A 20,329-nucleotide genomic window follows, 5' to 3' on the forward strand; every position below is an offset into this window, starting at 1 on the left:
ATGAACATTCTTCTTTCTGTGAGTAAAAACGTCAATAAAAGATTGAAAATTCGGATTATATTTATTTATTACTTTATCACGATCTATAGAAAGGAAGGTATTTAATGAACTTTTTAACTAAGTTTAGTTTAAAAAACTCTGTAGCAATTTTTATTATTTCGTTTTTATTAATATTTGGAGGATTATATTCTTATTCAAAATTAAAAGTTGAAGAGCTTCCAAATATCGAATTTCCAGCAATCTCTGTTCAAGTTGTTTACCCTGGTACCGCACCGGATGATATAAATGAGCAGATTACAACAAAACTTGAAAATTCATTTAAATCAATCGAAGGAATAAAGACACTTTCAAGTTCTTCTTTCGAAAGTGTTTCTGTTATTAATTTAGAATTTCCATTTAATACGGATATGGATAAAGTTGAACAACAAATAAATACAACTTTAAAGGATGCTGGATTACCTGAAAATGTAACAACAAAAGTAGACCGTTTTTCGTTCGGATCATTCCCTATTTATTACATCTCTATGTTTTCAAAAGATGGTTCAAATATCGAATCAACTTTAAATGACGAAATCGTACCAGCTTTAAATAAAATTGAAGGTGTAAACAGTGTTTCGATAGGTGGAGGAAAAACTACTTCTTTATCAATCGAAGTTGATAAGCAAAAAATTGCAAATTTAGGGCTTTCTTTAACAAGTATAAAAGATCAAATTAATGCAAAATTCCTATCCTTCCCGGCTGGAAAAATAACTGATGGTGATATTAAAATTCCAATTCGTGTCGAAGAGAAATTAGATACACTCCAAAAACTAAAGGATTTAGAATTACAACCTGCATCATTTACTTCTACTGCACCAAACCAAAATGCTCAAACTCCGAAAGTCTTATTAGGAGATATCGCTAAAATTGAATCAGTAGACTCTAAAGACGAATTAATTCGTTATTATGAAAATGATGCTATTTCAATGGCAATAACAAAGAAACAAGATGCAAATACAGTTGAAGTAGCTGACAAAGTAATAAAAGTACTAGATAAGTACAAAAATGAAATTTCATATAAAGTGGGCTATAGTTCTGCTGAAGGCGTAAAGTCATCTGTTGAATCTTTAATTAAAGAAGGTTTATTAGGCGCATTATTCGCCTCATTAGCAGTATTGATTTTCTTACGTAACTTTAGAGCTACATTTATTGCTATTATATCGATACCTTTATCATTATTAATTACATCGATTTTCTTGCTTAAATTAGATATAACGTTAAATATTATGACCCTAGGTGGTATGGCAGTTGCAGTAGGGCGAGTAGTTGACGATAGTATCGTTGTAATTGAAAATATTTTCCGAAGAATACGTAAATCAAAAGAAGGCATTTCAAATAATTTAATTTTATCTTCAACAAAAGAAATATTAAAAGCAGTCACATCTTCTACTATTACTACAATTGTAGTTTTCTTACCTTTAGGTGTTGTAGGTGGATTTACTAGTAAAATATTCCTGCCTTTTGCTTTAACAATTGTTTTTTCTTTACTTGCTTCATTGTTAGTTTCGATTACAATAGTACCAATTTTAGGTCGCTATGCATTTAAGAAAGTGCCACCTGAAGAAAAAGAAGAAAAAATTCAAGTTTGGTACGGTAAAGTGATTGAAAAATCATTAAATCGCAAATGGATTGTCATTGTACTAGCTATTGTATTACTTGCAGGTTCTTTCTCTTTAGTAGGTAGACTAGGTTTCACATTTATTCCAAATGAATCTTCACGATCAATCATTGCTTCATTAGAACTGCCATCATCAACATCATTAGAAAAAACAAATGAAGTTTCATTAAAAATGGAAAAGATGTTCTTAAATATGAAGCAAGTGAAAGAAGTTTCTACTGGCGTTGGTAGCCGTGACTTTATGACAGGCCTAAAAACTGAGAATAAAGCTAGCTATTTTATTAATTTAAAACAAAGTGCTGATGTTGATCAATTTATTAAAGATACAAAAAGTAAAATGGAAAAAGTAGTAGCTTCAGAAGTTCAAGGTGCTAAAGTAGGATTACAAGAAAACTCTTCTGGTGGTCCACCTTCAAATAATAATGTTGACATCAATTTATATTCTAATAACTTAGTTGCACTTCAAGAAAGTGCAAAAAAAGTTGAAGACTATATGAAAAAGAATGATCACCTAAAATATGTTACGAATAATTTCTCTGAAAAACAAAAACAAGTTATTGTTTCAGTTAATGAGAAAAAAGTTTCTGAAAATGGTCTTTCCGCTGGCATGATTTTAGGTTTAGTTGCAGACCAAACAAACCCAATCAATATGGGAACATTAAAAATTGATGGAAAAGACCAAAATGTGCAATTAACTTACAATAAAGAACTCCGATCTGTAGAGGATATTAAAAATATCAAATTGCTTGGTAAATTAGGACCAATTAAATTATCAGATGTAGCCGAAATTAAAGCAGTTGAAACATATTCTGCAATTCAAAAATTAGATGGTAAAGTATTTGCGAAGGTTTCTGCTCAAATAAAAGGTAAAGACATTGCTAAAGTGACAAATGAAGTAATCGATGATGTAAAAAAAGACGTAGATTTACCATCTGATGTAGCTTTAAAAGGTGGTGGCGGTAGTGATGATACAACCCAAACATTTAAAGACTTAGGTGTTGCGATGGGAGTTGCAATCGGATTAGTCTATTTAACCATGTTAATTACTTTTGGAAAAGCTCGAATTCCATTTATTATTTTATCTGCATTGGTATTTGTACCAATCGGTTCATTCGTTTCACTATTCCTTGCAGGCGAACCACTTTCAATTAGTGTAATGATTGGTTTACTAATGTTAATTGGAATCGTAACAACAAATGCAATCGTTCTAGTCGATCGAATCGGACAAAATATAGAACAAAAAAGATTACCTCTTCGCCAAGCAATCATCGAGGGAGGTAAAACACGTCTAAGACCTATATTAATGACCGCATTTGCTACAATAGCTGCTTTATTACCTTTAGCATTAACAACGTCTAGTGGTACACTTATTTCGAAAGGATTAGCTATTACAGTAATTGGTGGTTTAACTTCATCGACTTTATTAACGCTAGTATTTATTCCGGTAGTATATGAACTGTTCTTTTCTAAGAGAAAAAAAAAGCATGCTAATTCTGAGGAAACTGCTAAGGTAGTTAATAATTAATTTGATAAATAGGAAAAGAGAAAGGTAATAATCCTTTCTCTTATTTGTGTTTTTTAATTGGTTCTACTAGATTTTATCTTGACATTCTTCTTAACCTAAACTTTCTAACTCATTCATTTCTAGATAAAAAAACTCCGACTTTTAAATAGTCGGAGTAATTCCAATTCCTTATAAACTTTGATCGTTAACTCCTGCTAGCCATTTTCTAACAGGTTCTAGTGTTTCCTCAATACAGCCATCATTAAATGGAGATTCAAGTTTAGCCTCTTTAACTAAGCCTAAAAATGATTTACTTCCTCCTAATTGGCAAAGTCCAACATAATCGGACCACGCTGAACTTCGATCTTCATGCATTTTATTCCAAAATTGTAATGCACAAATTTGAGCTAATGTATAGTCAATATAATAGAATGGTGATTGGTAAATATGCCCCTGTCTTTGCCATAAACCACCTTTTTCTAAATAACTATTTCCATCATTTGCTCGATGAGGTAAATATTTTTCTTCTATGCTCTTCCAAAGTCCGTGGCGTTCCTCAGGTGTTAATTCAGGATTTGCGTAGATTTCATGCTGGAATTCATCTACTGCCACACCATAACTAATAAAAGTAATTGCACTACTTAAATGTGTAAAATAATATTTTTGTGTATCTTCCTTAAAGAATTCTTCTTGCCAAGGCCATGTGAAAAATTCCATACTCATTGAATGAATCTCACACGCCTCGTAAGTTGGCCAGTTATACTCAGGTATTTCAAATTTACGACTTTCATAAACCTGGAATGCATGACCAGCTTCATGTGTTAGTACGTCAATGTCACCAGATGTTCCGTTAAAATTCGAGAAAATAAAAGGAGCTTTATAGTTTGGAATATAAGTACAATATCCCCCACCTTGTTTTCCTTCCTTAGCAACTAAATCTAGTAAATTTTCCTTTAACATAAAATTGAAAAACTCACTTGTTTCTTTCGATAATTCATCATACATTTTTTTACCATTCTCAATAATCCACTCAGGACTACCTTTAGGTGTTGCATTACCAGTTACAAATTCGAATTTATCGTCATAGTAATAAAGTTGTTCTACACCAATTCGATTAGCTTGTCGTTCTCTTAATTCGGTAGCGATTGGAACAATTGTTTCAAGAACTTGCTCTCTAAACTTCTTAACATCATTTGCATCGTAATCCGTCCTCATCATACGAGCATATCCTAGTTCAATAAAGTTTGAGAAACCAAGTTTGTTTGCAATACGAGTTCGGATTTTTACTAATTTATCGTAAATCTCATCAAATTTATCCTGATTCTCCGAGAAGTATCCAAAGTATGTATCGTAAGCTGTCTTTCTAACCTCTCGATCTTTATCCTCGAAATGTGCTGAAATTTGTGCTAACGTTTTCACTTCACCATAAAACGAAAGTTTAGCTGCTGCTACTAACTTAGCATATTCAGTCGTTAGTTTATTTTCTTCCTGTAAATCTGGAATTACTTCTTCACTTAAAATTTTCACTTCACATTCAGCTAAAGCAAATAATTGATGGCCATATTTTTCTTCAAGTTGCTCTCTAAATGGAGAACCGATTAATGCTTTATAATATTGTTGCCCATATGATTGAACAATTGGAGTGTTCTCATCAAAAAACGCTTGCTCATCTTCATAAAACTTATCGTTTGTATCAACTGAATGGCGAACTGCACATAAATTTTCCATTGTTGAAAATTCATTTCTTAAATCATTGATTTCATTCATTGCTAATTCTTGTTCATAGACAGTTGAAGCATCATAAAAATTTTGAAGTGAACGTTTAAATTGTTCCCCAAAGTTCTTAATATTTGGTCTAGAATACTGGTAATCTTGAAAACCCATGTTAATCCCTCCATTTTTTGTGATATTGCTATTATATAAAAAATCTCCTTGTAAAAAAACCTAAATCTAAATAAATTTCTGAAAATTTAAAAATTATTCACTTAGAATCATACAATATAATTGCTGAGAAACTAGTTTTTAACAGCATTAATAAGTGTTTATAGAAAAATAATTTAAAAGATAATTGTTCAAAAAATAAAAAAAAGCTCCATCAAATGAGAGCTTTTTTAGTTAGACCCATGGTATCCAATTTTCTTCAATAAGTGAATTAGGAAATTTTTTTCTTCATTAGATAGATCACTCATTTGCTCATGTAAAAATTCTTCGTGCACAGGAAATATTTCTTCCATCAGTTTATTTCCACTATCAGTTATTTCTGCATAGATTACTCGACGATCTGCACTACAAGGATTTCGATAAACTAGACCCTTTTTCTCAAGTTTATCTACTACATAAGTAATACTTCCACTTGCAATTAATATTTTTTCTCCAATATGTTGAAGTGGTTGGTTTCCTTTGTGATACAAGAGCTCTAGTACTGCAAATTCAGTTGGATTTAAATTAAAACTAGCAATTGATTTGTTTGCAGAATCATTTATCTTTCTATGTGCTCTCGATAATACAATAAATAGCTTTAAAGAAAGCTCTATATCTTTTCTATTTGTCTCTTCCATAATAATACCCCTTCAATTTCTTTTACATAGTTCATTCTATATTATTATTTTACACTTATTAATCATTCTTAAGATTATTTCAATGAAAATGACTTATTTAATTCCGTTAGCAATTTTTTTTGGTATGAAATAATTAACTCGTCCAATTCTTGACTGGCCTTTAAGGTCAAATGTTCGTTTATCCCTTTAGTTTCCGCAAAAAATACCATTTCTTCCCTTTTTAATGAAATAGATAATAATAAACGGCTGAGTTGATATTCATTCATTAGACTGATTCCCTTCTACAGGATGTTTTTTAACAAACCTTTTCATTAATCTTCGAATTAGTTACTATTATTCATTCTAACTAAATTATTTAAAATAGATACAATATGAAACCTACTAAGCAAAATTACCTAGTAGGTTTATTTTTTTTATGAAATAGCTCTTTTATCTATTGTTCTTACTTAATAAATTAGACGACTTTTTATTAAATCCTGCTTAAAATGATTTAATTTTGATTTAGGTAAAATTCTATAGGCACTTTATCTAAAGTTTAGTAAATTTTAGCTATGAACAAATAGTATTTTTTAATTCCTTTATATACAGTATACTCTAACAAAATTTTATTCAACCCACTAGAAATGATCACTTTTCAAAAATAGTATAATTTTATTATAAAATAAAAAAGCTGAAATGTAATGGAATTTATTTACCACTACTATTTCAGCTTATTTCGCTTCTATTTAGTTGCCTGCTTTTATTTTATGACCTTGAATCATCATTAGTTTTACTTTATAACTTATTAGAAATTCAATTCCTTCAAGCCACTTCTTCGTTTCTAGTGGACTTCTTCCCCAAACAGTGATCCCGTGATTTCTAACAAGAACAGCCCCAAAATCCTTTGTTAAAAATGGAGTGTATGCATGTTTAAACGTTTCCATGTCTTGTGCATTCTCAATGATTGGAACTGTTATTTTATTTTCAAAATAAGAACTTGTTAATATATGAATCATTTCGTTATTTTCAAGTTCTACCTGCCCCTCATCACCAAATAATTCAGAAATAACATTATTATCTACAGTATGTACATGGAGCACACAAGTAGCAGATGTTTTTTCGTAAATATTTGCATGAACCAATGTTTCAAGTGATGGCTTTAATACCGTATCAAATACTGGTTCACCAAGGTTATTAACTACAATAAATTCTTCATCACAGCGTGCTCTCTTATCCTTCTCATCAGCTGTTACAAGAAATAATAATGGATCGTCTGAAATTTTCATAGACAAGTTTCCACTCGTACCATAAAACCAATCTCTTTTAGCCAAATCACATTTAATATTCGCAAGCTTCTTCCATTGTTCTAAAAATAAACTCATATTTACACCTCCACTTATTTAGACTATCTATTTGGACACCGTTAAAAATTCAAACTATTCATACTATTTAATAAAATTATGTCATGTGTCGGTCTTTATTGTCAATAGTTCTAAGCAAATGAACAATCATCAATTTTCTACAACCTTTATCCATTTTTGATAGTAATTAATGATTTAGTACTTTTTTTACATCCTGATTTGACAAGACTCCTATTTTATTACATAAATACGTAAAAAATAAAACTTTCCTACTCATTTGTTTATCCTTTCTTTCCCTAAGGAAACTTTTTTGTATTTAGTAAATCATATGTCTTTTTTATAAAAAATGTGAAGAAAATCTACTATAAAATCGAGCAAGATTCAACTTATTTATTAGGTTATTTTAGTCCGTATCTTCTTCTAAATACTTCCCCCTGAATTGATTTTGTTTAATTTCTTCATTCATTTTCTATTTCGCTTTTGAAAATTTAGTAATCTCAATATTTTATGATAAAATAAATCGATAATAATTTAGAACGAGGTATATAAATGAACATTGTTTTAGCAACATTAAATGCAAAATATATCCATACTAATTTGGGTATTCGATACATTAAAGCTTATGCTCAGCCTGAATATTATATAGAGCTTGCTGAATATACAATTAAAGACCCAAGTCTTAATATCATCACAGACTTATATAAGCGCAAGCCAAAAATTCTTGGCTTTAGCTGCTATATTTGGAATATTGAACAAACAATTGAAGTGATTCGTATGTATAAAAAAATTGATCCTTCAGTTATTATTTTTGTTGGCGGACCAGAAGTAAGCTATGATGTGAATTATTGGCTAGATCGCGTAAAGGAAATTGACATCATTACGATTGGTGAAGGAGAAATTACCGTTAAGAAATTAATTAAAGCTATTGAAAATGGAAATGATTTCACTTCCATAAATGGCATTGGTTATCGTGATGAAGGAAAAAATATCATTAAACCACAAACCGAAAAAATAGATTTAACAACTATTCCTTCACCTTATCGCTTTAAAGAAGATTTACCTTTTTTAAGTAAAAGAATTCAATATATCGAAACAAGCCGAGGTTGCCCATTTAATTGCCAGTTTTGTTTATCTTCTATTGAAGTTGGGGTTCGATATTTTAATCGAGAGGTTATCAAAGATGATATTCGTTACCTTATGGCAAACGGAGCGAAGGTTTTTAAATTCGTAGACAGAACTTTTAACATAAGTCGTAGTTATGCAATGGATATGTTCCAATTTTTAATTGACGAACATGTGGAAGGAACAGTATTCCAGTTTGAAATTACTGGTGATATTATGCGACCAGAAGTCATCGAATTTTTAAATCAAAATGCACCAAAAGGCTTATTCCGATTTGAAATAGGTGTTCAGTCTACAAATGATGCTACAAACGAACTAGTTATGAGAAGACAAAACTTTGAAAAGCTTTGCAGAACTGTCACACTTGTACGAGATGGCGAAAAAATAGATCAACATTTAGATTTAATTGCTGGTTTACCTGAAGAGGATTACAATTCATTTCGTCAAACATTCAATGACGTTTTTGCTTTAAGGCCAGAAGAGCTGCAACTAGGGTTCTTAAAGATGCTAAGAGGAACTGGAGTACGATTAAGAGCGCATGAACATGATTATATATATATGGATTATGCCCCGTACGAAGTATTAGGTAATAATGTACTATCATTCGATGATATTGTAAAAATTAAGCAAGTTGAAGACGTACTAGAAAAATATTGGAATGACCATCGAACAAATAGTACGATTGAATATTTAATCAAAAATGAGTTTGAAAGTCCATTTGATTTCTTCCAATTATTTGGTTCATATTGGGAAGAAAGAGGTTGGTCAAGAATCGGCCACCAGCTTGAAGATTTATTTAAGCGTCTAAATGAGTTTTTAACTCAATATCAAATTAAAAACGATACAATCGTTAAAGATATTATGAAAATTGATTATTACTTAAATCATAAATATAAACCGCGTAAACCATGGTGGGACGAAGTAACAAACCATGATTTTGCGAAGGAAATTTATAAACGAATTATCGAAAATCCTGAATATTTAGGTTCAGATTTTATTTCACTTAATTTAAACGAAAAAGAAATCTATAAGCATACAATGATTGAATCACTTTCATTTGATATCGATCATTTCTTACTAACTGGAGAGTATAGAACTGGTAATTATGCGATGCTAGTTTATTTCTCACCTAAAACATTATCGCCTTCATTTTTTACAATTGAAGTATAAGTGGAAGAGGACAATATTTTTTAATATTGTCCTCTTGCTGTTAAAAAAAGAATTTGTCAATGAAATTGTTGGATTGATCATTGATAAGTAAGCTGTGTCATATTGATTTACACTACAGGATGGGCGAGACCTGAGCCTCCTCGGCGCCGCCTGCGGGGTCTCAGCCTTCCCGCTTCTCCCATAGGAGCCTGGCACCCTTTCGTTCCAATCAACTTCTTTATAAAAAAATAATAATCTTAAAAACAATTGACTAGTCAATTGAACGAATTACCCTTTATTTATCAAATTGTAACTTATGATGACGGTTTACAAATATTGATCGTCAAAAAAGAAGATATTTTAATTTCTGCAAGTTAGTTAAAATATTTATATATCAACCAAAATCACTTGTTTATCAATAAGATTACAGATAAAACAATAATAAATAGACTATTTTTTATAGAAATTTATTAAATGTTTGTATTTTTCAATTTTGACTACAATATATTTCAACACTCTTGAGGACAATATTTTTTAATATTGTCCTTTTGTATTGAATTCACTAAATAGCAAATAATAATTTGTAAGTAGAGGTGATATATAATGAAGAGAAAAAATGACAAAACCGAAATAGATTCACCGGTAATGCATGATACTTTACCCCATATTTCAAATTTTCCTTCTTTTAAAGGAACAGACATCAAAATGGAAGAACCTTTTGTAAATTCAAAGGGTGTAGTTATTGGAGACAGTAAGTATAGCTCTCCTAACTCTCCATTAAATAATTGGTCTGACGATGTTGATCCATCAGTTATGGCAGGTGACGAATGGGTCCATCCAACAAATGATATTGGTTGGGCAAGTGCAGAAAACACCGACCTATTAGAATCAAGAAAGCGTGAACAACCTGCAAAACAATTTATGCATCCACAGCACGAAACCAAAGACTAATAAAGTGCAAGATTTAGGGGATAGGATGAAATGATCATTTCTTCTATCCCCTACTTTTTCTTTAAAATAGTGTGATATTAATATCTCCCTTTTTTTGGACTAGTAGCATATGTAATTGCGCTCTGTGGTGTGTGAAGTGGACTAAAATCTCTAGTAACCATTCGAATTTAGAATATTGAAGACCCCAATATGAAGTAGTTTTTTCAACTAAATCATTTTCTTTCATATTAAAATAGAATTCCTTTAATTCATGAAAGTTTTTTTGTAATAAACTTTTCATTTCAACTAGTGATTTACATTCAACTACGGTATAGTAATTAGCCATCATTTCTTGACTAGCACCGCTCATAATTTCAATATCCGCCCCAATAAGCTCACATAGATGCTGGACTAACTCCCCAATCGATTTCTTCTCATCAACCGGTCGAAAATTTAAATCTTCCTCATTAATTAAATCAATCATTTCTAAAACACTCTTTACACATAAACTCAACTGATGAATCACATTTTCTATATACATAAGTTGGGCGGGAAAAGAATGGCAGAATCTTTTCGAATTGGAATGTTCTCGTCAATCCCTGAATAATTTCCAACCTTCTCCCTTTCCCTCCTTTCCTAAAATGGCCTCTACCTTTTTTTATTAGTCATATAACCCCTTCCTACTGAATAGGCTTGTACAATAGAGGAGGGATATGATTGAGAACATTGGCTTGGCATGAAACATTAGAATTACATGAAATTGTTGCTACAACTACTTACTATTTATTTAAGCTTAAAACAAATATAAAAAATATAAAAGATTCAGGATTAAAAGAATTATATAAAACTTCTATTACATTATTTGAAAATAACTTACGGGATTTACTTAAATTTATGAGCAATATTACAATTGGAGAAAGGGATGTAGCAAGCGATAAATTAGCAAGCGAAATGAGTGCTGAAGATTTATTATCAGCAACAAAAGTATTAACAAAAATGTATGCGCATGCACTTACAGAAACAGCTACTCCTGACTTAAATAATTTATTTATTAAGCACCTAGTATCCGTAAACAATTTGCATACTCAAATTTTTAGCTATTTATCAAAACAAGGTCAATATTCCGTATTTAATATTAATAAGTTAATCGAAAACGATGCTAAAAAAGCTATGGACGTCTTAAATATGCCGTATTAAAAAATGGACGTAATATAACGTCCATTTTTTAATCTTTGTTGAAGTTTTTATTAGATAAGTCTGTGACCTTTTCAGCAGCTATGTTGTGATATCTTTTCGTATTTTCAACTAATTTTATCAAATTAAGATAAGTTTGCTTAGCCCCTAATACAAGTAATGGTACCCCAATAAAATCGATATGCAAAAATCTTGATGTAAAACCACCAAGAGTCATAGCTAATGGTACTGTTGGCGATGTACTTGATAAAATAATTTTGTCTTCTTCATTTAATAAGATTTTACCTAAACTTTCAATCGCTGTCGGCACATTTTTAGTATATCTTTTTGCTACTGTATACACTTGGTCTCCATTTTCGTCTTCACCGTGATAAAATAGTTTTCCACCATCTTTTGGTTTTAGTTTATTAAATAGGTAGGTATTCTTTACTTCTTCTGTTGTCGGCTGGCGATCAAGTGGTAATTGCTTTAAATGATATGCAGCAGCCAAAGGTGAAGAATGTGTTCCTCCAAAACAGTAATAAATATAGTATTTCATTTATCTCATCCTCAAATTTTTATATTAATACGTATGTAAATGTAATTGCTTTGAATCCCATTCTGCAAAGCACACTTGTTTAAGTGATAAATTTGACTCAGAAAGTTTTTTATGTACCCACTTTTCGTCTTTTTTCAGCGAGTTAAGAGCTCTTTTAATTATTTTTCCATCACTAATTACGACTATAGGTAAAAATTCTTTTTCCATTTGAATTTTTAAATCCTGTTTAGTAGGCGTATCGAAATTTGATTTCTTCAAGACACTAATCGTACCGTCATTTTCTAAAATAGCATACGCAACTTCACTGACTGCAAAAGTATCCTTTGCTCTTAGTAATTGCATCAATTGATCAGTGTCCAAACGATTCCTTTTCAATTCTTTCCATTGAATTGCTCCGTGTTTTATAACAACTGAAGCATCACCTTCTAAGAACTTTCTAGCCCACATTGACTTTTGTGTTAAGACCTCAGTAACAAATATTAATGCACCCCAAATAAAAATACTAAAAAGAATTTTTGGTAGATTTGCTTCTTTATCATATATTCCATCACCTAGTATATTTCCTAACACTAGTGAGGAAATCAAATCAAATGGCGTTATTTGCGTAATTTGTGTTTTCCCATTAATTTTAACGACAATAAAAAGAGCTATATATCCTAAAAACAACTCAGTAAACATTTCATGATAACTCATGTAATACACTCCTAAATTTTTATTACCTATTAAATTTTCTTACTACTTTACTCTTTTTATACATAAAATTGGTATTTGATCATCATTCTAATTAAATTTTAATTATCCATATAAAGATATGCGTCTGGATGAGAACCGACAGTAACTAGATCTTTTAATATTTTAGCTAATATATAACTATAAACAGTTCCATTGCCACCATAGGCCATTAAAAAAAGGCAATTAGGATATTCATCGTATTGTCTAATCATTGGTAATCCAGAATGTGTTCCTCCAAATGTACCAGTCCAATAATATTCTGGCTTAGCATCTTTATAATTAGGAAACAAATCTATTAAATTTTTTATAAGCTGGTCTTTTTTATGAAATAACATAGATTCACGTTTTTCTGGTATTATTGTAGGTTCGTCAAGTCCTCCGACAATTATTCTCCCATCAACTGTAGTCCGAAGATATAAATATGGTCTTGCCGTCTCCCAAATTAAACAATTTTCATACCATGCATTGTTATTCTCAATAAGGGGTTGGGTTGCAATCGCAAACGTTGAAGTTAAAACAGCATTTTTCTCACTTTTTACTTCTAAGGATTCATAGCCTCCAGCAAAAATAATTTTTTTTGCTCGAATCGTATGTTTATTTTTAGTAAATAATTGTACCCCTTCATCCGTACCAATAATCCGAGTTACCTCTGTATCCGAATACACCTTCAATCCTCGTTTCAGAGCATATAAAAGTAGGCCGTGTGCGTATTTATATGGATTTACTTCAGCATCATCCCCTGAATAAAGTGCAACTTCTTTCGAAAAATTAAACTTTTCTTCAATTTGCGATTTTGTAAATCGTTCAACATTGAAACCATTTTCTTTTAATGTTTTATATTCCAAATCAATCATTTCTTTACCATCTAAATTACTAGCATAGTATAAACTTTTTCTTTTTATAAAATCAGGATTAATATCAATTGTTTTTGACACATCTTCAAGACCTTTAATTGCCTCTACACATAATTGATAATGACGGACAGCTTTTTCTTTTCCATATGAATTAATAAACGAATTTAAAGTTTTGTCATTTGAATATTGTAAGAGCCCCGTGTTTCCACTAGTACTTCCCTGTACAACTTTTTTTCGTTTATCTAGTAATATAACTTTAGCTCCCGTTTGACTTAAGAAATATGCACATAAACTTCCTGATTCACCACCCCCAACTATTACAAAATCACAATCTAGATCTTCATCGAGTGGTTTTATATTTTCAAGCTCGGGATGCGATTCAGTGTAAGTCGTTGGCCAATACAAGACTCCGCTCATACTTTTCACGTCTATTCTCCTTTCTACAGATTATATTTAAGGTAGTTTTTGTCAGTTGAATAAAAAAAATCCCACTTTTTTAAAAGTGAGATTTTTTAACGTAATATAAAAAATTTTAAATACGATAGGATTTCTAGAAATCTACTGAAATTATGATCTTTCAGCTAACCATTTACCAATTGTTGGATATGTCGTTTTTAATGAGACAGGTCCAAACATGATTGATACATGGCCCGATGGAATCGAAACATACTGCTTATCTACGCTAGAAATATGCTCATTTAATGCTTCAACTTGGCAAGGCATCGCAATATGGTCTTTCGTAGCAGAAATATTTAAAACATTAGCTTTAATGTTAGAAACATCTACTTTTCTTCCTCTAATTTCTAAGTCACCGCTTAATAATTTATTTTGCTGGTAAAACTCTCTGATCCATTGGCGATATGCTTCACCTGGGAATGGAATACCATCTGTAACCCATTTTTGCATTAACTGCCACGATTTAATAAATTTTGTATTATCAGAGCGATCCAATAATGTTACATAAGGCCCAACAAAATTAGTAACTGGTTTTAACATTTTGTTACCAAAATCGATCATTTCAGGAGGAATATTCCCTAATGTATCAACAGCTTTATCAAGTGCAAAGTATTTTTCATTTAAAAATGCACCATATAATCCAGTATCTGAAAAATCGAATGGACTAGTTACAAAAATTAAGTTTTTAATTGGTGCATTTTCATAAAGTGATGCATAAATACTTGTTAAAGTACCACCCATACAATATCCTAACATTGATAATTCTTTTGCACCTGAAAAACGAAGAACCTTATTTACCGCTTTTGCAATATAGTCATGAATAATATCGTCAAATTTCAAATGACGATCTTCATGACCAAAAGTTCCCCAATCTAATAAATAAACATCAAATCCTTCATTAACAAGATACTCAACAAAAGAGTTCCCCTTTGTTAAATCAAGAATATACGGTTTATTAATTAAAGCATAGATAAGAAGGATTGGAGTCTTTTTTACCTTTTTTGTCGTTGGAATATAATGATATAATTTACTTTTATTTTTAGTCCAAATCACTTCTTTAGGAGATTGCCCTACTAAAGGTTCTCCCTCTTTTATAAGAATATCTGCAGTTTTCTTTAATCTTTTGTATGATTCTTTTAATCCGCTCGGAAGCGATTCCGTAGCTTCTTCTAACATTTGTGAATTAAACACACTTTTCCCCCCTTTTGATCTTAAAAAAAGGTCATCTACAAGTAAGACTTAAACGTAAAGTCCGCCATTTACATTAATCTGTTGACCAGTAATGTACTCTCCACCTTCACATAAGTAAACAACAGCTTTAGCAATCTCTTCTACAGTACCAAATCTTCTTTTTGGTATTCTTGATTTAATTTGCTCTTTTACATTTTCTGGAATTTCGTTTACCATGTCAGTTTCAATAAATCCTGGACATACAGAATTTACTGTAACGTTTGTTTTTGCTAATTCAAGTGCTAAAGATTTAGTAAATCCAATCATACCAGCTTTTGCAGCAGAATAGTTTGTTTGGCCGAATCCGCCTGCCTGACCAATAACTGATGAAATATTAACGATACGAGCGTTATCAGATTCAAGTAGATGTGGTAAAGCAGAATTACATGTGTTATAAACACTGCTTAAATTCACATCAATAACCTCATGCCAATCTTCTGCACTTAGTTTTTTGAAACTACGGTCTCTAGTAATACCAGCATTATTAACAATAATGTCTAATCGTCCAAAATGCTCAACCGTACGATCAATTAATGCTTTCGCTTGATCTAATTCAGCAACATTAGCTTGCACTGCTAACGCTTCATAACCATTTTCAAAAAGTTCATCTACCACTGCTTTTGCGTGTGCTTCACTATTATTATAATTGATTACAACTTTTGCGCCTTTCTCTGCTAAAGCAAGTGCTATACCTTTTCCAATCCCTTTTGCTCCACCTGTTACGATCGCTACACGATTTACTAAATCCATTATCATTTCTCCTTTTTTAACTAATTATTGTTTTGTTGGTTGTTTAGTAGTTAATTGTTGTAAAAGTTGTTCAATGTTAGCCATTGAAGACTTTAGTTGTTCAATGTTTTCCATTGAAGACTTTAATTCACTAACTTGTTGATGAATTGATTTGGTTTCAGCTTTCAATTTTGTAAGTTCTCGTTTAACTGTCACAATGTCTAACTCTTTTTTCAATGTTGCTACATCTAACTCAGGTTGGGAATCTAAAAATAATTGATCTTCTAATGTATCTACTTTCGATTCTAAATTAATCACTAAGCTAGCTACATTTGCGATATCATCTTTAGAAGCAATATTTGAAGCCTCTAAGAAGGTTTTTGATTGATCATTCAATATCTTTTTACAGAATAGATTAAAATCTATTACAGAACCCATCCACTCGGAAAATTCTTCTTTCTGAACATATTCGTTCATCATTTTTCCAAAGTATTTTTCATTTACATCATACATTTGCTTCCACATTTTCAATGGATCTGAATAATTTTGCTCTGACATGTTAATCCCCCTCACTACTTTTAAGTATAGAAAACAAGCTAACGACAAAACAATCCAATGTTTTCGCGATATTTCTACATCTCGTGTCGAAATTTGTTTTTTAATATTCATTATATTTAAAATACATTGACAATAAATTTAACTAAGTGTAAATTACACCTAAGGGATGATGATTCCATTACTACGATATAGGGGGGAACATAACTTTATGACAACAAATGAAAAGGAAACAAGTAAAAAAAATAAACACGATACTTCCGAATCGATCACATTGCCTAAAAACTTCTTAGTTCCCTTTCTACTTCTTAGCCTTAAGCAATGGAATATGCATGGCTATAAATTAATGCAAGTATTATTTGATTTAGGTTTTACTACGCTTGATTCAAGTAATGTTTATCGGATTCTAAGACAACTTGAAAAAGAAAGTTATATTAAATCTAGTTGGGAATATGGAATGGAAGGTCCGGCAAAGCGAATTTACTCAATTACAGATGCCGGAGAGGAATATCTAAAAACTTGTCATAATTCATTTACTCAATATAATCAGATGCTCCAAACATTTTTTTCGATTTACACAAATTCATTCTTTCCATTTAGCAACTCTGATCAAAGTTTTAAAGATGATTGAAATTGCAGCAATGCATTCAATAATAAATTTTTTTGGAGGAAACACTAATGACTGAAAAAACAATCGAATTACAAACTGAACTTGCAGCTGAGAATTTTCAAAAAATGCTTCAATATTTGTTAGACAATCAATTACAAATTCAACAATGGACAGAGTCTTTATTTCAAGAACAAGCAAAACAATGGAAAACGTTAAATGAGCAAGTACAAGTACAACAACAAGAGTCTTACGAGCAGTTCCAAGAAATGATTAAGTTATTAAATGAAATTAAGCCTACAATTAATCAAGAGACTTATGAAAAAACTTGGAAAAAATTATTTGATCAGTTTGCTCCATTCCAGTCTTTATGGACAAATATGAATCAAAACCCATATCAATCGTTTTTTCAAGCTATGAGTACATTTTCAAATCAACAACAACAATTTTTTCAACAATTTTTTAAACAACCATTAAATAACACACCTTACACTGCTTGGACGAACATGTATCAACAGTTCCAAAAAACTCAAGAAGATTGGTTTAAAAACTTACAAGAATTCTCATTCACAAAACTATAATCAATATTTAACCAATTCTCTTGATTAGCTAGGCATTTCATCAAGGAGAGGATGAAACAAAATGAATGTTTTCGAAAGTGCAAGACATGTACAGGAAGTTCATTTTGACTCCATTTCAGTTGGTGACGAAGCTACTCTTGAAATTAAAATTACTGCAGAGTTAATTGAACAATTTGCTGCAATTTCAACAGATGTAAATCCAATTCACTTATTAGATGATTTTGCAAAAGAAAGCATCTTTAAAGAAAGAATTGCACATGGCATGTTGATTTGCAGCTTTATTTCCTCAGTACTAGGTACTAAACTACCCGGCAAAAACACCATCTACCTATCTCAAGAAGTATTTTTCAAAGCACCAGTAAAAATTAATGACACAATTAAAGTGATCGTCAGTGTTGTACGTAAAAGAGATGATAAAAAATTATTAACACTTCAAACAAATGTATATAATCAAGAAAATGTACTTGTCGTTGAAGGCTCAGCGTTGGTTAAAAAGTTAACATAACCCTAATATGACTGTATTTACCAAGCATGAGAAAATCCTAAATGTAAAAAATAGAATTGTAAGCTATTACTTACAGAAAGGGAGATAATCATGACTAGAAACAATAAATTATTAGTTCCAGGTGTAGAACAAGCACTTGATCAATTTAAATACGAAATCGCTAACGAATTTGGTGTAACTTTAGGATCCGATACAACTGCACGTTCAAACGGTTCAGTTGGTGGCGAAATCACTAAACGTTTAATTGCTCAAGCGCAAAGTCATTTAAAGGGTCTTTGATTGAAGTAACAACAAACTATATAACATGGCTTAATATAGGGGGGAGATTTGATTCTTCCCTTTTTATTTTTAATTTTTTTGGAAGAAAATAGCATTTTTATCTTAACTAGTTGTATAGACAAGTTAAAACTTTTAGGTTAATATTGAAAGCGTAATCATTATAATAATTTTCGGAGGGAAAATAATATGCTTAGTTTCTTACAACGTATTGGTAAAGCATTAATGCTTCCAATCGCTGTCCTTCCAGCTGCAGGACTTTTACTGCGCTTTGGACAACCAGATCTACTAGACATTCCGTTTATGGCGGCTGCTGGTAATGCAATTTTCTCTAATCTTCCATTAATCTTTGCAATCGGTGTTGCAATCGGTATTTCAAAGGATGGAAATGGAGCCGCTGGTCTTGCAGGTGCAATCGGTTACTTCGTATTAACTGCAGGAACAACTACGATAAATAAAGATATTAATATGGCTGCCCTTGGTGGTATTATTACAGGGGTTGTAGCTGGTCTTCTTTACAACCGTTTCAGTGGTATTAAATTACCTGAATGGTTAGGATTCTTTAGTGGACGACGATTCGTTCCAATTATAACGTCAGCTACTATGCTTGTATTAGCAGGAATATTTGGTTATGTATGGCCAACAATTCAAGATGCAATTAACTCAGTTGGTAACTGGATTATTGATATCGGTCCAATCGGAGCTGCAGTATTCGGTTTCTTAAACCGTATTTTAATCCCATTAGGATTACATCACGTATTAAATACAATTTTCTGGTTCAACTTAGGTGACTTTACTGATGCTGCTGGTAAATTAGTTCACGGTGACTTAAACAGATTCTTCGCTGGTGACAAATCTGCTGGTGCATTCATGACTGGTTTCTTCCCAATTATGATGTTTGGTCTTCCAGCTGCTGCATTTGCAATGATCGCTGCTGCAAAACCAGAAAGACGTAAAACTGTAGCAGGTATGTTTATTGGTCTTGCTTTAACATCTTTCTTAACAGGTATTACTGAACCAATCGAATTTGCATTCATGTTCATTGCTCCAGTACTTTATACTTTCCATGCAATCTTAACTGGTTTATCAATGGGTATCGTAAATGCTTTAGGAATTAAAGATGGCTTTACATTCTCAGCTGGTTTTATGGACTACATTCTGAACTACAATATTGCAACTAAACCAATTCTGTTAATCCTAATCGGTTTAATCTTTGGAGTAATTTACTTTATCGTGTTCTACTTCGCAATTAAGAAATTTAATATTAAAACACCAGGTCGTGAAGACGAAGAAGTTGAAACTGATGAAGTAACAACTGAAATTGGTGATTCATTATACCTACAAGCTCTAGGTGGAAAAGAAAACTTAACAAATATTGATAACTGTACAACTCGTTTACGCTTACAAGTAAAAGATGCTTCTAAAGTAAATGAAGCACTTCTTAAAAAAGCAGGTGCTCGTGGAGTTATTAAATTAGACGATAAAAACGTACAAGTAGTTGTAGGTACAAACGTAGAGTTTGTTGCTGAAGACTTGAAAAAACAAGTTAAATAATTGAAATTTAAAGCTTGTCCATATGGGCAAGCTTTTTTCATGCTTACTTTACTCAATTAAAGGATTCATGAGTTGTTGAAAAAGGTAATACTTGAAGGAAACATATTTATAATCGGTTTATAAGTAACTATATAAGCTAATACATGTATCTGACTTACTCATAAAGGGTCAGAAGTCGGTAAAAAGCAGATGTATGACAGATCAAAATACCTATAATATAAAGGATGGAATATTACATTAAATGAATATTTCTTTAAT

General features: G+C 31.3%; 20 protein-coding genes. 9 read left to right on the plus strand and 11 right to left on the minus strand.

Going from position 1 to position 20,329, the window contains the following annotated elements; translation table 11 throughout:
* Positions 1-104 precede the first annotated feature (104 nt).
* On the plus strand, positions 105-3,182 hold the full coding sequence (locus EP747_RS07920; protein WP_129689328.1) for an efflux RND transporter permease subunit: 3,078 nt from the start codon (positions 105-107) through the stop codon (positions 3,180-3,182).
* 168 nt (positions 3,183-3,350) lie between these two features.
* On the opposite strand, the gene EP747_RS07925 is transcribed toward EP747_RS07920, so the two are convergent.
* The 4 genes from EP747_RS07925 to mtnB form a co-directional block, all read right to left on the minus strand.
* A complete protein-coding gene (locus tag EP747_RS07925; RefSeq protein ID WP_129689330.1) occupies positions 3,351-5,045 on the minus strand; it encodes a M3 family oligoendopeptidase in 1,695 nt (564 codons plus the stop codon).
* 227 nt (positions 5,046-5,272) lie between these two features.
* Complete coding sequence (locus EP747_RS07930) at positions 5,273-5,719, minus strand: MarR family winged helix-turn-helix transcriptional regulator (protein WP_129689332.1); 447 nt, start codon at positions 5,717-5,719, stop codon at positions 5,273-5,275.
* A 74-nt stretch (positions 5,720-5,793) separates the two neighbouring features.
* Complete coding sequence (locus EP747_RS07935) at positions 5,794-5,985, minus strand: aspartyl-phosphate phosphatase Spo0E family protein (protein ID WP_129689334.1); 192 nt, start codon at positions 5,983-5,985, stop codon at positions 5,794-5,796.
* Between the two features lie 459 nt (positions 5,986-6,444).
* Positions 6,445-7,080, minus strand: a complete 636-nt coding sequence (gene mtnB, locus EP747_RS07940) for a methylthioribulose 1-phosphate dehydratase (RefSeq protein ID WP_129689335.1) — start codon at positions 7,078-7,080, stop codon at positions 6,445-6,447.
* Positions 7,081-7,608: 528 nt separating this feature from the next.
* Here mtnB and EP747_RS07945 point away from each other — a divergent pair.
* Together EP747_RS07945 and EP747_RS07950 are read left to right on the plus strand one after the other, a co-directional pair.
* Complete coding sequence (locus tag EP747_RS07945; RefSeq protein WP_129689337.1) at positions 7,609-9,351, plus strand: B12-binding domain-containing radical SAM protein; 1,743 nt, start codon at positions 7,609-7,611, stop codon at positions 9,349-9,351.
* A gap of 582 nt (positions 9,352-9,933) precedes the next feature.
* Complete coding sequence (locus EP747_RS07950) at positions 9,934-10,281, plus strand: DUF3905 domain-containing protein (RefSeq protein ID WP_129689340.1); 348 nt, start codon at positions 9,934-9,936, stop codon at positions 10,279-10,281.
* A 61-nt stretch (positions 10,282-10,342) separates the two neighbouring features.
* On the opposite strand, the gene EP747_RS07955 is transcribed toward EP747_RS07950, so the two are convergent.
* Positions 10,343-10,744: a DinB family protein gene (locus EP747_RS07955; protein WP_165346912.1), complete on the minus strand. Its 402-nt coding sequence runs from the start codon at positions 10,742-10,744 to the stop codon at positions 10,343-10,345.
* A 233-nt stretch (positions 10,745-10,977) separates the two neighbouring features.
* Between EP747_RS07955 and EP747_RS07960 the strand changes: the two genes are divergently transcribed.
* Positions 10,978-11,457, plus strand: coding sequence for a spore coat protein (locus EP747_RS07960; RefSeq protein ID WP_129689343.1), 480 nt, complete (start codon positions 10,978-10,980; stop codon positions 11,455-11,457).
* A 28-nt stretch (positions 11,458-11,485) separates the two neighbouring features.
* Here the strand turns inward: EP747_RS07960 and EP747_RS07965 are convergent, their stop codons facing one another.
* The 6 genes from EP747_RS07965 to EP747_RS07990 all read right to left on the minus strand — a co-directional run bounded on the left by EP747_RS07965 (position 11,486) and on the right by EP747_RS07990 (position 16,551).
* A complete protein-coding gene (locus EP747_RS07965; RefSeq protein WP_129689345.1) occupies positions 11,486-11,992 on the minus strand; it encodes a DUF3189 family protein in 507 nt (168 codons plus the stop codon).
* Positions 11,993-12,016: 24 nt separating this feature from the next.
* Entirely contained in the window at positions 12,017-12,685 is a 669-nt protein-coding gene (locus EP747_RS07970; RefSeq protein WP_129689347.1) for a DUF421 domain-containing protein, read from the minus strand.
* Positions 12,686-12,783: 98 nt separating this feature from the next.
* The gene (locus EP747_RS07975; RefSeq protein WP_235832797.1) at positions 12,784-13,995 is read right to left on the minus strand and encodes an NAD(P)/FAD-dependent oxidoreductase; all 1,212 of its coding nucleotides are present in this window, start codon (positions 13,993-13,995) and stop codon (positions 12,784-12,786) included.
* Positions 13,996-14,145: 150 nt separating this feature from the next.
* Positions 14,146-15,210 (minus strand): class III poly(R)-hydroxyalkanoic acid synthase subunit PhaC, encoded by a 1,065-nt coding sequence (gene phaC, locus EP747_RS07980; protein WP_098429934.1) that lies wholly within the window; start codon positions 15,208-15,210, stop codon positions 14,146-14,148.
* A 63-nt stretch (positions 15,211-15,273) separates the two neighbouring features.
* Positions 15,274-16,017, minus strand: a complete 744-nt coding sequence (locus EP747_RS07985; RefSeq protein ID WP_165346932.1) for a 3-oxoacyl-ACP reductase — start codon at positions 16,015-16,017, stop codon at positions 15,274-15,276.
* Positions 16,018-16,038: 21 nt separating this feature from the next.
* The gene (locus tag EP747_RS07990; RefSeq protein WP_129689352.1) at positions 16,039-16,551 is read right to left on the minus strand and encodes a polyhydroxyalkanoic acid synthase subunit PhaR; all 513 of its coding nucleotides are present in this window, start codon (positions 16,549-16,551) and stop codon (positions 16,039-16,041) included.
* A 208-nt stretch (positions 16,552-16,759) separates the two neighbouring features.
* Between EP747_RS07990 and phaQ the strand changes: the two genes are divergently transcribed.
* The 5 genes from phaQ to nagE all read left to right on the plus strand — a co-directional run bounded on the left by phaQ (position 16,760) and on the right by nagE (position 20,071).
* On the plus strand, positions 16,760-17,179 hold the full coding sequence (phaQ, locus tag EP747_RS07995) for a poly-beta-hydroxybutyrate-responsive repressor (protein WP_129689354.1): 420 nt from the start codon (positions 16,760-16,762) through the stop codon (positions 17,177-17,179).
* A 47-nt stretch (positions 17,180-17,226) separates the two neighbouring features.
* Complete coding sequence (locus EP747_RS08000) at positions 17,227-17,736, plus strand: hypothetical protein (RefSeq protein WP_056474090.1); 510 nt, start codon at positions 17,227-17,229, stop codon at positions 17,734-17,736.
* 61 nt (positions 17,737-17,797) lie between these two features.
* Entirely contained in the window at positions 17,798-18,241 is a 444-nt protein-coding gene (locus EP747_RS08005; RefSeq protein WP_129689356.1) for a MaoC family dehydratase, read from the plus strand.
* Between the two features lie 90 nt (positions 18,242-18,331).
* Positions 18,332-18,520 (plus strand): alpha/beta-type small acid-soluble spore protein, encoded by a 189-nt coding sequence (locus tag EP747_RS08010; RefSeq protein WP_129689358.1) that lies wholly within the window; start codon positions 18,332-18,334, stop codon positions 18,518-18,520.
* A gap of 186 nt (positions 18,521-18,706) precedes the next feature.
* A complete protein-coding gene (nagE, locus tag EP747_RS08015; protein WP_129689360.1) occupies positions 18,707-20,071 on the plus strand; it encodes an N-acetylglucosamine-specific PTS transporter subunit IIBC in 1,365 nt (454 codons plus the stop codon).
* The last annotated feature ends 258 nt before the right edge of the window (positions 20,072-20,329 follow it).

The organism is Gottfriedia acidiceleris (assembly GCF_004138285.1).
In the GTDB taxonomy this organism is placed as follows: domain Bacteria; phylum Bacillota; class Bacilli; order Bacillales; family Bacillaceae_G; genus Gottfriedia; species Gottfriedia acidiceleris_A.

What these genes read in the sequence shown, in the direction of transcription:
- EP747_RS07920 (WP_129689328.1), top strand. Translation starts at nt 105, where the DNA reads ATGAACTTTTTAACTAAGTTTAGTTTAAAAAACTCTGTAGCAATTTTT.
- EP747_RS07925 (WP_129689330.1), bottom strand. Translation starts at nt 5,045, where the DNA reads ATGGGTTTTCAAGATTACCAGTATTCTAGACCAAATATTAAGAACTTT.
- EP747_RS07930 (WP_129689332.1), bottom strand. Translation starts at nt 5,719, where the DNA reads ATGGAAGAGACAAATAGAAAAGATATAGAGCTTTCTTTAAAGCTATTT.
- EP747_RS07935 (WP_129689334.1), bottom strand. Translation starts at nt 5,985, where the DNA reads ATGAATGAATATCAACTCAGCCGTTTATTATTATCTATTTCATTAAAA.
- mtnB (WP_129689335.1), bottom strand. Translation starts at nt 7,080, where the DNA reads ATGAGTTTATTTTTAGAACAATGGAAGAAGCTTGCGAATATTAAATGT.
- EP747_RS07945 (WP_129689337.1), top strand. Translation starts at nt 7,609, where the DNA reads ATGAACATTGTTTTAGCAACATTAAATGCAAAATATATCCATACTAAT.
- EP747_RS07950 (WP_129689340.1), top strand. Translation starts at nt 9,934, where the DNA reads ATGAAGAGAAAAAATGACAAAACCGAAATAGATTCACCGGTAATGCAT.
- EP747_RS07955 (WP_165346912.1), bottom strand. Translation starts at nt 10,744, where the DNA reads ATGATTGATTTAATTAATGAGGAAGATTTAAATTTTCGACCGGTTGAT.
- EP747_RS07965 (WP_129689345.1), bottom strand. Translation starts at nt 11,992, where the DNA reads ATGAAATACTATATTTATTACTGTTTTGGAGGAACACATTCTTCACCT.
- EP747_RS07970 (WP_129689347.1), bottom strand. Translation starts at nt 12,685, where the DNA reads ATGAGTTATCATGAAATGTTTACTGAGTTGTTTTTAGGATATATAGCT.
- EP747_RS07975 (WP_235832797.1), bottom strand. Translation starts at nt 13,995, where the DNA reads ATGAGCGGAGTCTTGTATTGGCCAACGACTTACACTGAATCGCATCCC.
- phaC (WP_098429934.1), bottom strand. Translation starts at nt 15,210, where the DNA reads ATGTTAGAAGAAGCTACGGAATCGCTTCCGAGCGGATTAAAAGAATCA.
- EP747_RS07990 (WP_129689352.1), bottom strand. Translation starts at nt 16,551, where the DNA reads ATGTCAGAGCAAAATTATTCAGATCCATTGAAAATGTGGAAGCAAATG.
- phaQ (WP_129689354.1), top strand. Translation starts at nt 16,760, where the DNA reads ATGACAACAAATGAAAAGGAAACAAGTAAAAAAAATAAACACGATACT.
- EP747_RS08000 (WP_056474090.1), top strand. Translation starts at nt 17,227, where the DNA reads ATGACTGAAAAAACAATCGAATTACAAACTGAACTTGCAGCTGAGAAT.
- EP747_RS08005 (WP_129689356.1), top strand. Translation starts at nt 17,798, where the DNA reads ATGAATGTTTTCGAAAGTGCAAGACATGTACAGGAAGTTCATTTTGAC.
- EP747_RS08010 (WP_129689358.1), top strand. Translation starts at nt 18,332, where the DNA reads ATGACTAGAAACAATAAATTATTAGTTCCAGGTGTAGAACAAGCACTT.
- nagE (WP_129689360.1), top strand. Translation starts at nt 18,707, where the DNA reads ATGCTTAGTTTCTTACAACGTATTGGTAAAGCATTAATGCTTCCAATC.